The 14,150-nt window shown below is 72.5% G+C and carries 6 protein-coding genes; all 6 read left to right on the forward strand.

Annotated features, from left to right (window positions below):
• Positions 1 to 46: 46 nt before the first annotated feature.
• The 6 genes from pulA to ACIP60_RS21890 all read left to right on the forward strand — a co-directional run bounded on the left by pulA (position 47) and on the right by ACIP60_RS21890 (position 14,130).
• Positions 47 to 5,587: a pullulanase-type alpha-1,6-glucosidase gene (gene pulA / locus ACIP60_RS21865; protein ID WP_400686879.1), complete on the forward strand. Its 5,541-nt coding sequence runs from the start codon at positions 47 to 49 to the stop codon at positions 5,585 to 5,587.
• A gap of 439 nt (positions 5,588 to 6,026) precedes the next feature.
• Positions 6,027 to 8,378, forward strand: a complete 2,352-nt coding sequence (locus ACIP60_RS21870) for a M4 family metallopeptidase (RefSeq protein ID WP_400686881.1) — start codon at positions 6,027 to 6,029, stop codon at positions 8,376 to 8,378.
• Between the two features lie 198 nt (positions 8,379 to 8,576).
• Entirely contained in the window at positions 8,577 to 9,905 is a 1,329-nt protein-coding gene (locus ACIP60_RS21875) for an ammonium transporter (RefSeq protein ID WP_400686883.1), read from the forward strand.
• Positions 9,902 to 10,240, forward strand: a complete 339-nt coding sequence (locus tag ACIP60_RS21880) for a P-II family nitrogen regulator (RefSeq protein ID WP_014135467.1) — start codon at positions 9,902 to 9,904, stop codon at positions 10,238 to 10,240. Before ACIP60_RS21875 ends, ACIP60_RS21880 begins: the two co-directional genes overlap by 4 nt.
• A gap of 256 nt (positions 10,241 to 10,496) precedes the next feature.
• Complete coding sequence (locus ACIP60_RS21885; protein ID WP_400686886.1) at positions 10,497 to 11,669, forward strand: macrolide family glycosyltransferase; 1,173 nt, start codon at positions 10,497 to 10,499, stop codon at positions 11,667 to 11,669.
• A 325-nt stretch (positions 11,670 to 11,994) separates the two neighbouring features.
• The gene (locus tag ACIP60_RS21890; protein WP_400686888.1) at positions 11,995 to 14,130 is read left to right on the forward strand and encodes a carbohydrate binding domain-containing protein; all 2,136 of its coding nucleotides are present in this window, start codon (positions 11,995 to 11,997) and stop codon (positions 14,128 to 14,130) included.
• Positions 14,131 to 14,150 lie beyond the last annotated feature (20 nt).

Below are 14,150 nucleotides of genomic sequence, written 5' to 3' on the forward strand. Positions count from 1 at the left end.
ACGCCACCCACCCCTTGCCCGAGCGCCCCCGAGGGAGAGCCCTGCCGTGGCCGACGCCCCGTACCGCCCCCAGCGCCGCACCACCCCCCACCGCCGCCCCGCCCGGGCCGCCGTCCTGCTGGCGGCCTCGCTGATCGCCGCCACCCTGGGCGCCGTTCCGCCGGCCGCGGCCGCGCCCGCCCGGCCCGCCGCCCCGCCGTCCGACCGGGACCTGGCGGCCACCGCCGCCCGGCACGACCTGACCCGCGAGCAGTTCTACTTCGTGCTGCCGGACCGCTTCGCCAACGGCAGCACCGGCAACGACACCGGCGGCATCACCGGCGGCCGGCTGGAGAACGGACTCGACCCCGCCGACAAGGGCTTCTACCACGGCGGCGACCTCAAGGGCCTGATCGACAAGCTCGACTACATCCAGGACCTGGGCACCACCGCGATCTGGATGGCGCCGATCTTCAAGAACCGGCCGGTGCAGGGCACCGGGGCGGACGCCTCGGCCGGCTACCACGGCTACTGGATCACCGACTTCACCCAGGTCGACCCGCACTTCGGCACCAACGCCCAGCTCAAGGAGCTGATCGACAAGGCGCACAAGCGCGGCATCAAGGTCTTCTTCGACGTCATCACCAACCACACCGCGGACGTCATCGACTACGCGGAGCAGACCCACGACTACCGCTCCGAGGGCGCCTACCCGACCCTCGACGCGGACGGCAGGCCGGTCGACGAGACCGCGATCGCCGACGCCCGCGCCCAGTGGCCGGACACCACCAAGGACTCCTTCCCCTACACCCCGGTGCTGCCGACCAGGGCGGCCGCCACCGCCAAGACCCCGTCCTGGCTGAACGACCCCTCGCTCTACCACAACCGCGGCGACTCGACCTTCGTCGGCGAGTCCGCCACCGAGGGCGACTTCTCCGGCCTGGACGACCTGGACACCCAGAACCCGAAGGTCGTCGCGGGGATGGAGAGGATCTACCAGCAGTGGGTCGCCGAGACCGGCGTCGACGGCTTCCGGATCGACACCGTCAAGCACGTCAACCTGGCGTTCTGGGAGCAGTGGGCGCCCGCGCTCAAGCAGTTCGCGGCCAAGCAGGGCAACAAGAAGTTCTTCATGTTCGGCGAGGTGTACTCGGGCGACCCGGCGGTCACCTCCCCGTACGTCACGCGGGGCAAGCTCCAGGCCACCCTGGACTTCGCCTTCCAGGAGGCGGCCCGCGCGTACGTCTCGCAGAACGGCTCGGCCAAGGCGCTCAGCGCGCTGTACGCGCAGGACTACCGCTACACCACGGCCGACACCGACGCCTACGAGCTGCCGACCTTCCTCGGCAACCACGACATGGGCCGGTTCGGCTCCTTCCTGCGGAGCGACGACCCCGGGGCCTCGAACGACGCGCTGCTGGCCAAGGACCGGCTCGCCAACGAGCTGCAGTTCCTGACCCGCGGCCAGCCGGTGGTCTACTACGGCGACGAGCAGGGCTTCACCGGCGCGGGCGGCGACAAGGACGCCCGGCAGGACATGTTCGCCTCGAAGACCCCCTCCTACAACACCGACACCGTGATCGGCGGCGCCCCCGGCTCGAAGGACCGCTACGGCGAGGACGGCGCGCTGTACCGGGGCATCGCGGGCCTGGCCAAGCTGCGCAAGGACAACCCGGCGCTGGCCGACGGCGCCCAGGTCGAGCGGTACGCGGCGGACGGGCCTGGCGTGTACGCGTTCTCCCGGATCGACGCCAAGGAGCAGGTCGAGTACCTGGCGGCGGTGAACAACGCGGCCGAGCCGAAGACCGTCGCGCTGGACACCTTCTCGGCCGGCATGGACTTCACCGGCCTGTACGGCACCGGCGGGAAGCTCACCAGCGGCGCGGACGGCAGGGTGACGGTCACCGTCCCGGCGATGTCCTCGGTGGTGCTGAAGGCGAAGCACAAGCTGGCCGAGCCGGCGGCCGGGCCGTCGATCACGGTGAACGCCCCGGCCGACGGCGCGTACGGCACCGTCACGCTGGGCGCGAGCGTGCCCGGCGGCGGCTTCGACCGGGTGACCTTCGCCGCGCAGGTCGGCGACGGGCCCTGGCAGACGCTCGGCACCGCCGACAACGGCGTGTACAAGGTGACGCAGGACCTGGACGGCGTCGCGCCCGGCACCGTGGTGCGCTACAAGGCCGTGGTCCAGGACTCGGCGGGCCGACTGGCCTCCGCCACCGGGCAGTTCACCACCGGGCAGCAGCCGCCCGCGCCGGTGCCGAGCGCGGTGACCCGCGAGTACGCGGTGGTGCACTACCAGCGCGAGGACGGCGACTACGACGGCTGGAACCTGTACGCCTGGGGCGACCTCGCCGACGGCGAGGCGACCACCTGGCCGGCCGGGCACGGCTTCGTCGGGCGGGACGCGTACGGGGCGTTCGCGTACGTGAAGCTCAAGGGCGGGGCGTCCGACGTCGGGTTCGTGGTGGAGAAGGACGGCGCCAAGGACGTCGACCAGGACCGGCACGTCGACGTCTCCGCCACCGGCGAGGTGTGGATCAAGCAGGGCGACGCCACCGTCCGCACCGCGAACCCGGACGGGGCGCAGCCGGTGCCCGAGGGCAAGGCGGTCATCCACTACCGGCGGGCCGACGGGAACTACACCGGCTGGGGCCTGCACGACTGGACCGGCGCGGCCACCCCGACCGACTGGGGCAGCCCGCTGGTGCCGGCCCGGCAGGACGCGTTCGGCGCGGTCTTCGAGGTGCCGCTGGCCGAGGGCGCGACCAGCCTCAGCTACATCATCCACAACGGCGGCGACAAGGACCTGCCGCAGGACCAGTCGCTGGACTTCGCCACCGCCGGCCGGGAGGTCTGGATCATCGCCGGGCAGGAGGGCCACCTGCTGCCGCAGGGCGCCGGCACCTCCTCGCAGCTCGACCCGGGCTCGGCGAAGGCCCAGTGGATCGACGCGAGGACCGTGGTGGTGCCCGCGAACTACGGTGCGGCGGACGCCCAGTTGAAGGGCGGCACCAGCGCCCAGCTGGTCTACGACCCCGCGGGCGGGCTGAGCGTCGACCGGGGCGTGCTCTCCGGGCCGGGCCACTGGATCCGGCTCACCCCGGCGGCCGGGCTCACCGACGCCCAGAAGGCGAAGTTCCCGCACCTGGCCGGGTACCGGGCGTTCACCGTCGACCCGCGCGACGCCGGCCGGACCACCGACGCGCTGCGCGGCCAACTGCTCTTCACCGAGCACCTGCCGAACGGCGCGGCGCTGGCGGCCACCGGCGTGCAGACCCCCGGTGTGCTGGACGACCTGTACGCGGCGAAGGCGGCCTCCGCGCAGCTCGGCCCGGTGTACTCGGTGCGGAAGGGCCACGGCTGGTTCGGCCGCGACCGGCGCGAGGTGACGCTCTCGCTCTGGGCGCCGACCGCGACCGGGGTGTCGGTCCAGCTGTTCGACAAGGCCGCCGGCGGCACGGCGAGGACCGTCCCGCTGAAGCGCGACGACGCGTCGGGGGTCTGGTCGCTGACCGAGGACGCCGAGGAGCTGGACGGTAAGTACTACCTGTACCAGGTGAAGGTGTGGGCGCCGAGCGTCGGGCAGAACGTGGTGAACACCGTCACCGACCCGTACTCGACCGCGCTGTCGGCGGACTCGAAGCGCAGCCTGGTCGCCGACCTGTCCTCCGCGGCCACCAAGCCCCAGGGCTGGGACCGGCACCGCAGCCCGGAGCCCGTCCCGGCGGTGAAGCAGCAGATCCAGGAACTGCACGTGCGGGACTTCTCGGTCGCCGACGCCACCGTGCCGGCCGACGAGCGCGGCACCTACCTGGCGTTCACCCGGTCGAAGTCGGCCGGCATGCGGCACCTGAAGGAGCTGGCCGACGCCGGGGTGACCACGATCCACCTGCTGCCGACCTTCGACATCGCCACCATCCGGGAGAACCGGGCCGACCAGAAGCTCCCGGCCTGCGACCTGGCCGCGCTGCCCGCCGACTCGGACCAGCAGCAGGAGTGCGTGGCCGCGGTGCAGGCCGACGACGCCTACAACTGGGGCTACGACCCGCTGCACTACAACGTGCCCGAGGGCTCCTACGCCACCGACCCGAACGGGACGGCGCGCACCGTGCAGTTCCGCGAGATGGTGCAGGCGATGCACGAGGCGGGCCTGCGGGTGGTGCTGGACGTGGTCTACAACCACACCGCCGCCGCCGGGCAGGACGACAGGTCGGTGCTCGACAAGGTCGTGCCCGGCTACTACCAGCGGCTGAGCGACAGCGGCAAGGTCACCACCGACTCCTGCTGCGCCGACACCGCGCCCGAGCACGCCATGATGAACAAGCTGGTCGTGGACTCGGTGGTGGGCTGGGCCAGGCAGTACCGGGTGGACGGCTTCCGGTTCGACCTGATGGGCCTGGACCCGAAGTCGACCATGCTGGACGTGCAGGCGGCGCTGCGCGGGCTGACCCCGCAGAAGGACGGCGTCGACGGGAAGAACGTCTTCCTGTACGGCGAGGGCTGGAACTTCGGCACCGTCGCCAACGACGCCCGGTTCGTCCAGGCCACCCAGGCCAACATGGCCGGCACCGGCATCGCCACCTTCAACGACCGGATGCGGGACGCCGGCCGCGGCGGCAACTACCAGCTCTCCTCGGCCGCGCAGCAGGGCTTCGCCTCCGGCCTGTCCACCGACCCGAACGGCTCGGCGGACAACGGCACCCCGGCCGAGCAGCAGGCCAGGCTGCTGCACCAGATGGACCAGATCAAGGTCGGCCTGACCGGCAACCTGGCCGGATACCGGTTCACCGACACCGCCGGGAAGGCCGTCACCGGCGCCGGCGTGGACTACAACGGCGCGCCGACCGGCTACGCGGCCAACCCCGGCGAGGCCGTCGAGTACCTGGACGCGCACGACAACGCGGACCTGTACGACGCGCTGGCGTTCAAGCTCCCGCAGGGCACCTCGCCCGCCGACCGGGCCCGGATGCAGGCGCTCGGCCTGTCGCTGACCGCGCTGAGCCAGGGCCCGGGCTTCGCCCAGGCCGGCAGCGACCTGCTGCGCTCCAAGTCGCTGGACGCCAACTCCTTCGACTCCGGCGACTGGTTCAACGCGATCTCCTGGGACTGCCGGCAGGGCAACGGCTGGGGCCGGGGCCTGCCGATGGCGGCCGACAACAAGGAGATGTGGGACCGCGCCAAGCAGTTGCTGGCCGATCCGGCGCTGCGGGCGGACTGCAACGCGACGGGCAGCTCCACCGCGATCTACCAGCAGTTCCTGAAGATCCGCCGGTCCTCGCCGCTGTTCGCGCTGCCCACCGCGGCCGAGGTGCAGCGCCGGCTGTCCTTCCCGCTGTCCGGCACCGCGGGGGAGCACCCGGGCGTGATCACCATGCACCTGGACGGCACCGGGCTGAAGGGCGCCGAGAAGGGCCTCACGGTGGTCTTCAACGCCACCCCGACCGCGCAGAACCAGACCGTGGCGGGCCTGCGCGGCAGCCGGCAGCAGCTGCACGGGGTGCAGGCGCAGGGCAGTGACCCGGTGGTCAGGCGGGCAGCCTTCGACCCGGCCTCGGGGACCTTCACGGTGCCGGGCCGGACGGTGGCGGTGTTCGTCCAGAACTGATGGTTTCCCAGCGGTAACAGGGGCCTCACCTCCGGGTGGGGCCCCGTCCCGCGTTGGCCGAAAACCGACGCCGCACGGCGATGTTTGGCACGGACCTTCTCGAATGCGTCCCATCTACCGGACCGTGGGCGGCCGTTGACCGGACCGGGGCGCGGTCATTAATCAGTCAATCCGTGGCATGCATCTGTCATTCACGAGGTGTTTGCTGCCAGGATTCCCCCGGCTGCGGAGCGACAGGTAGCCCCGACCCCCGCCGGTGGGACCCTCCCCAGGACTCCGGCGGCCGCAGCCCGGCACGCGTACCCCACGTGCCCGGTACCGCGTACGTGCACCGCACCCCGCGCCGCGAACCGGCGGCAGGGGCCCCCGCTGCGCCGCAACCGCGGCCAGATTCTCTCCACCGCTCGTGACCCCGCGACGGTCGGTAAAGGAGTCCCGCATGTCTCGCCGCACGCATGCCCGCGTGAGCATGGCCGCCCTCGCGGCCACCACCGCCCTACTGGTGACCGCGATCCCGGTGGCGGTGGCCCAGGCCGCCCCCGCCACCCCCTCCCAGACCGGCCAGGTCGCCTCCCAGCAGGCGGTGGCCGGCCACGCCCAGCTGCTCTCCGACGCGGGCAGCCGCTCGGCGGCGTTCGCCCAGGACCTGGGCCTGGGCTCGGCCGAGAAGCTCGTGGTCAAGGACGCGTCCAAGGACGCCGACGGCACCCAGCACTTCCGCTACGAGCGGACCTACAACGGACTCCCGGTGCTCGGCGGCGACCTGATCGTCCACCAGGCCGCCAACGGCACCACCAAGAGCGTCGACCGGGCCTCCTCGGCCACCCTGACCGGCCTGTCCACCACCCCCAAGCTCGCCGCCGCCAAGGGCCAGGCCGCCGCGCTGGCCGCCCAGTCCGGCTCCGCCCTGGAGACCGCGCCCCGCCTGGTGGTCTGGGCCGCCGACAACAGCCCGCGGCTGGCCTGGGAGACCGTGGTCTCCGGCGTCCAGGAGGACGGCACCCCGAGCAAGCTCCACGTGGTCACCGACGCCACCACCGGCGACGTGATCCAGAAGTGGGAGGGCATCGAGACCGGCACCGGCAACGGCGTCTTCGTCGGCAGCGTCACCCTCGGCACCTCGCAGTCGGGCTCCAACTACCAGCTCAAGGACCCGACCCGCGGCAACATGTACACCACCAACCTGAACAACGGGACCAGCGGCACCGGCACGCTGTACTCGAAGACCACCGACACCTGGGGCGACGGCACCGTCTCCAACAAGGAGTCCGCGGCCGTGGACGCCCACTACGGCGTCGCGTCCACCTGGGACTACTACAAGAACACCTTCGGCCGCAACGGCATCCGCAACGACGGCGTCGGCGCGTACAGCCGGGTCCACTACGGCAGCAACTACGTCAACGCGTTCTGGGACGACAGCTGCTTCTGCATGACCTACGGCGACGGCTCGGGCAACACCCACCCGCTGACCGAACTCGACGTCGCGGGCCACGAGATGACGCACGGCGTCACCTCCAACACCGCGGGCCTGAACTACTCGGGCGAGTCCGGCGGCCTGAACGAGTCCACCTCGGACGTGTTCGGCACGATGGTCGAGTTCTACGCGAACCTGTCCACCGACAACCCGGACTACCTGATCGGCGAGCTGATCAACATCAACGGCGACGGCACGCCGCTGCGCTACATGGACAAGCCCTCCAAGGACGGCGCGTCCGCCGACAGCTGGTCCTCCACCGTCGGCAACAAGGACGTCCACTACTCCTCGGGCGTCGGCAACCACGCCTTCTACCTGCTGGCCGAGGGCAGCGGCGCCAAGACCATCAACGGCGTCAGCTACAACTCGCCCACCGTCAACAGCATCACCGTCACCGGCATCGGCCGGGACAAGGCCGCGGCGATCTGGTACCGGGCACTGACCACGTACTGGACCTCCACCACCAACTACGCCAGCGCCCGGGCCGGCATGCTCTCCGCCGCCACCGACCTGTACGGCGCCGGCTCCGCCGAGTACAACGCCACCGCCACCGCCTGGGCCGCCGTCAACGTCGGCTCGCTGCCCAGCACCGGCGGGCCGACCGTCACCAGCCCCGGCAACCAGTCGACCGCGCTGAACGGCTCGGTCAACCTGCAGATCGCGGCCAGCGGCGGCACCGCGCCGCTGACCTACTCGGCCACCGGCCTGCCCACCGGCCTGTCGATCAACGCCTCCACCGGCAAGATCACCGGCACCGCCACCGCGGCCGGCACCTACAACGTGACCGTCACCGCCAAGGACGCCGCCAACAAGACCGGCACCGCCTCCTTCACCTGGACCGTCACCTCCGGCGGCGGCACCGGCTGCACCCCGGCTCAGCTGCTCGGCAACCCCGGCTTCGAGACCGGCACCGCCAGCCCCTGGACCGCCACCTCCGGCGTGGTCAACAACTCCACCTCGCAGGCCGCCCACGGCGGTTCCTGGAAGGCCTGGCTGGACGGCTACGGCTCCGCCCACACCGACAGCATCACCCAGACCGTCACCATCCCGGCCGGCTGCTCCGCCACGCTGAGCTACTGGCTGCACATCGACACCGCCGAGACCGGCACCACCGCGTACGACAAGCTGACCGTCACCGTCAACGGCACCTCGGTCGCCACGTACTCGAACGCCAACGCCGCCACCGGCTACACCCAGAAGAGCATCAACCTGTCGGCCTACGCGGGCCAGACCGTCACGGTGAAGTTCAACGCGGTCGAGGACTCCTCGCTGCAGACCTCCTTCGTGATCGACGACACCGCGATCCAGACCAGCTGACGCACCCGCACCCACCGCTGCCCGGTGGCCGCACCAGCGGCCGCCGGGCACCGGCGCGACCGCTCCCGGCGCGCCCGCTCCCGGCGCGGCCCGGCCGGGTGTCCGGGCGGTGAGATTCCGGAAACCCCCGGGCAACACGAAACACCGTCGAAACACCCGTGACGGCGGCCCGAAATCCGGCCCGGCGACACTCCCCGCATGCTCCTCGCTGACTCCCCACCCACCCTGGACAGCGGCGACACCGCCTGGCTGCTGGCCTGCACCGCGCTCGTGCTGCTGATGACCCCGGCCCTGGCGCTGTTCTACGGCGGCATGGTGCGCACCAAGAGCGTGCTCAACATGATCATGATGAGCTTCGTGTCGATCGCCGTGGTCACCGTCGTCTGGCTGCTGGCCGGCTACTCGCTGGCCTTCGGCAAGGACGCCGGCTGGGGGCTGATCGGCTCCCTCGACCACCTCGGCATGGCCGGCATCGCCCCGGACAACCTCACCGGGCACGTCCCCACCCTGCTGTTCGCCACCTTCCAGCTGACCTTCGCGATCATCACCGCCGCGCTGATCTCCGGCGCCATCGCCGACCGGGCCAAGTTCGGCTCCTGGGTGGCCTTCACCGCGGTGTGGACGCTGCTGGTCTACGTGCCCGTCGCGCACTGGGTGTTCGCCCCCGACGGCTGGATCCTGCGCGACCTCGGCGCCCTCGACTTCGCCGGCGGCACCGTCGTCGAGGTCAACTGCGGCGCCAGCGGCCTGGCCCTGGCCCTGCTGCTCGGCCCGCGCCTGGGCTTCAAGAAGGAGGCCATGCGCCCGCACAACCTGCCGCTGGTGCTGCTCGGCGCGGGCCTGCTCTGGTTCGGCTGGTTCGGCTTCAACGGCGGCTCCGCGCTGGGCGCCAACGGCCTGGCCGCCGCCGCGGTCCTCAACACCCAGGCGGCCGGCTGCGCGGGCCTGCTCGGCTGGCTGGTGGTGGAGAAGAGGCGCGACGGCCACGCCACCACCCTCGGCGCCGCCTCCGGCGCGGTCGCCGGACTGGTCGCCATCACCCCCTCCTGCGGCAGCGTCGACCTGCTCGGCGCGCTGGTCGTCGGCCTGGCCGCCGGACTGGTCTGCTGCTACGCCGTCAGCTGGAAGTTCCGCCTCGACTACGACGACTCGCTGGACGTGGTCGGCGTGCACTTCGTGGCCGGCGTCATCGGCACCCTGCTGATCGGCCTGTTCGCCACCGCCACCATGACCGGCGGCCCCGCCGGACTGCTGCACGGCGGCGGGATCGGCCAGCTCGGCAAGCAGGCGACCGCCGTCCTGGTGGTCGCCGGGTACGCCTTCGGCGCGACGTACGGCATCGGCCGGGCGATCGACCGGCTGATGGGCTTCCGGGCCGCGCCCGAGCACGAACTCACCGGCCTGGACCTCGCCGTGCACGCCGAGACCGCGTACGATCACGGCGTCCTGGGCCACGGCTCCGCCACCGCCCACGCCAGCATGCACCCGCACGGTGCGCCCGCCTCCGACAGGACCCGCCCCGCATGAAGCTGATCACCGCCGTCGTCAAGCCGTTCAAGCTGGACGAGGTCAAGACCGCGTTGCAGGAGCTCGGCGTGCACGGGCTGACCGTCACCGAGGCCAGCGGCTACGGGCGGCAGCACGGGCACACCGAGGTGTACCGGGGCGCGGAGTACCGGATCGACCTGGTGCCGAAGGTGCGGATCGAGGTGGTGGTGGAGGACGAGGACGCCGAGCGGGTCACCGACGCGATCGTGGCCGCCGCCCGGACCGGGAAGATCGGCGACGGCAAGGTCTGGGTGGTGCCGGTGGACGGCATCGTCCGGGTCCGCACCGGCGAGCGCGGGCCGGACGCGGTCTGACGATCCGTCAATCCGCTTGCTTCACCCGGGTGTTGCGGCTCCCCGAGGGCGGGCGCGCGCGGTAATTCGCGTGCGGCCCGACCGGTTCCGGGTTAGTGTCCCGGCATGTCCTCCTTCCACCAGATCTACGGCTGACGCGGCCGGGGCAGCGCCCCGAGCCCACGCGTCCCGCCCGCCCGTGCGCGCCCCTCCGCGGCGCCCCGGCGGTGCGGTGTCCTGTCCACGCCCCGTAGAACCGGAAGCAGGTGCTCTCCGCATGACCCGTCGTGCCCACATCGCCATGGTCGGCATCCCGGCCGTCAGCCACGTCCGCCCCAGCCTCGAGGTGATCCGCGAACTCGTCGCCCGCGGCCACCGGGTGACGTACGCCAACGACCCCGCCGTCGCCGAGCTGATCGCCCCCACCGGCGCCGAGCTCGTCCCCTACCCCTCCACCCTCCCGGTCGCCGACCACGACTGGCCGGCGGACGCGATCGGCGCCATGCGCGTCTTCCTGGAGGACGCGATCGCCGTGCTGCCCCGGCTGCGCGCCCACTACGACGCCGACCCGGCCGACCTCTACCTGTACGACATCGGCGCCTACGCGGCCCGGGCGCTCGCCGAGGCCCAGGGCCGGCCGGTCGTCCAGCTCTCGCCGACGCTGGTCGGCTGGGAGGGGTACCGGGAGGAGGTCGGCGCCCACCTGCGCGGCCTCCCGGGGGCGGACGCCTACTTCGCCCGCTTCGCCGAGTGGCTGGCCGGCAGCGGCGCCACCACGACCGACGTGGACGACTTCTCCGGCCGCCCGGCCCGGGCCGTCGCCATGATCACCGAGGCGATGCAGCCGCACGCCGACCGGGTCGACCGGGAGGCGGTGGACTTCGTCGGCCCGTGCTTCGACCTGCGGGCCGAGCAGGGCGGCTGGCAGCGCCCGGCCGGGGCCGAGAAGGTGCTGCTGGTGTCGCTGGGCTCGGCGTTCACCCGGCAGCCGGAGTTCTACCGCAACTGCCTGGCCGCCTTCGGCGACCTGCCCGGCTGGCACCTGGTGCTGCAGATCGGCCGGCACACCGACCCGGCGGAGCTGGGGGAGGTCCCGGCCGGGGTCGAGGTGCACCCCTGGGTGCCGCAGCGGGCGGTGCTGGAGCAGGCCGACGCCTTCGTCACGCACGCCGGGATGGGCGGCTGCGGGGAGGGACTGCTGGCCGGGGTGCCGATGATCGCGGTGCCGCAGGCCGCCGAGCAGTTCATGAACGCCGACCGGCTGGTCGAGCTCGGCGTGGCCCGCCGGATCGACACTGCGGACGCGACGCCGCGGGCGCTCCGCTCGGCGCTGGCCGAGCTGGTCGCGGACCCGGCGGTCGCGGCCCGCTCGCGCGAGCTGAGCGCGCGGGCGAAGTCCGAGGGCGGCACCGCCCGCGCCTGCGACCTGATCGAGCGGCAGCTGGGCTGACCTCCCGGGGCCCCGGGCCCGCGCCGGTCCGCCGCTGACGAACCGTCAGCGGCGGACCGGCGCGTCCGTTTTCCCCGTCCGTTCCCCCGCCGGCTTCCTCATCCGCAGGGGCCCGCAGCCTCCCTTGACGGCCGTCCGGGCGGACCCTATGGTCATGCCACTGCAAGTTTCCAGCAAGTTTCAACGAGTTTGCAGGGACTTGCAGTAGCGACCCCCCACCCGTCGCGCTGACGGCACCACCCCCGCCGTCGCGGCCCCCCACCCCGCCGCCCCCCCCGTTCCGCGACCCGCGTCCGCGGCCCGGGCTTCCCCCAGGAGTGCTCCCTTGCCCCTCTCCGCCCCCCTCGGCGGCCGGCGCCTCGTCGCCGCCGCCACCGCGCTCGCGGCGCTCGGCCTCTCGGTCGGCGCCGGGCTCTCGCTCGCGCCCACCGCCACCGCCACCCCGCCCGGTGGCAAGGACGTCACCGCCACCCTGTTCGAGTGGAAGTTCGACTCGGTGGCCAAGGCGTGCACCGACACGCTCGGCCCCAAGGGCTACGGCTCCGTCGAGGTCTCCCCGGCCGAGGAGCACATCCAGGGCGCCCAGTGGTGGACCTCCTACCAGCCCGTCAGCTACAAGATCGCCGGCCGGCTCGGCGACCGCGCCTCGTTCCAGCGCATGGTCGGCACCTGCCACGCCGCGGGCGTCAAGGTGATCGCCGACGCGGTGATCAACCACATGAGCGCGGGCAGCGGCACCGGCACCGGCGGCACCGCCTACGGCAAGTACACCTACCCCGGCTATTACCAGGACCAGGACTTCCACTCCTGCCGGACCTCGATCAGCAACTACGGCGACCGCTCCAACGTGCAGAACTGCGAGCTGGTCGGCCTGGCCGACCTCGACACCGGCTCCGGCTACGTCCGGCAGACCATCGCCGACTACCTGAACGACCTGCTGTCCCTGGGCGTCGACGGCTTCCGGATCGACGCCGCCAAGCACATCGCCGCGAGCGACCTGGCCGCGATCAAGTCCAAGGTGAGCAACCCGAACGCCTACTGGGTGCAGGAGGTCATCTACGGCGCGGGCGAGGCCGTCCAGCCCGGCGAGTACACCGGCAACGGCGACGTGGACGAGTTCCGCTCCGCGACCTGGCTCAAGAGCGCCTTCAACGGCGGGCGGATCTCCGACCTGCAGAGCTGGGGCAGCGGCCTGCTCGGCTCCGCCCAGGCCCGCACCTTCGTCGACAACTGGGACACCGAGCGCAACGGCTCGACCCTGACCTACAAGTACGGCTCCGCCTACACGCTGGCCAACGTCTTCCTGCTGGCCGACCCCTACGGCTCGCCGAACGTCTACTCCGGCTACGCCTTCGGCGGCAACGACGACGGCCCGCCCAACGGCGGCACCGTCAACGCCTGCTACCAGGACGGCTGGAACTGCACCCACGCCTGGCGCCAGGTCGCCAACATGGTCGGCTTCCGCAACGCGGTCTCCGGCACCGGCATGACCGACTGGTGGTCCAACGGCAACAACGCGATCGCCTTCGGCCGCGGCAGCAAGGGCTACGTGGCGATCAACCGCGAGTCCGGCGCGATCACCCAGACCTTCCGGACCTCGCTGCCGGCCGGCGTCTACTGCGACGTCCAGCACGGCGACCCGGTGAACGGCGGCGGCTGCACCGGCCCGACCTACACCGTCGGCGCGGACGGCAGGTTCACCGCCACCGTCGGCGCGGGCGACGCGGTCGCCCTGTACGTCGGCGCCGGCGGCGGCAACAGCGCCACGCCCACCCCGTCCGCCTCCGCCTCGCCGTCCGCCTCCGCCTCGCCGTCCGTCCCGCCGACCGGCGGCAACAGCGCCACCGTCTTCTACTCGACGGACCGGAACTGGTCGGCCTACGACCTGCACTACGCGCCCAACGGCGGCAGTTGGACCACCGTCCCCGGCGTGGCCATGGACGCGGCCTGCACCGGCTGGGTGAAGAAGACCGTCAGCCTGGGCGGCGCCACCGGCCTGGCCGCCACCTTCAACAACGGCAACGGCACCTGGGACAACAACGGCGGCGGCAACTACGCCCTCGGCACCGGCAGCGTCACCGTCAAGGACGGCGCGGTCGGCAGCGGCGACCCGTGCGGCACCGCCACCGCCTCCCCGTCGACCTCGGCGTCCGCCTCCCCGCCGACCGGCTCCGGCGCCTCCTTCGCGGTCAACGCCACCACCGCGGTCGGCCAGAACGTCTACCTGGTCGGCGACGCGGCCGGGCTGGGCGGCTGGGACACCGCGAAGGCGTTGCCGCTCTCCGCCGCCGCCTACCCGGTGTGGAAGTTGGACGTGGCGCTCGGCGCGGGCACCGCGATCCAGTACAAGTACATCCGCAAGGACGCGGCCGGGAACGTCACCTGGGAGAGCGGCGCCAACCGCACCGCGACCGTCCCGGCCACCGGCCGGGTCACGCTGAACGACACCTGGCGCGGCTGATCCCGGCCGGGTGCCCGACC

Origin of the sequence: Kitasatospora sp. NPDC088783 (assembly GCF_044750705.1) — a bacterium.
Classification (GTDB): domain Bacteria; phylum Actinomycetota; class Actinomycetes; order Streptomycetales; family Streptomycetaceae; genus Kitasatospora; species Kitasatospora fiedleri.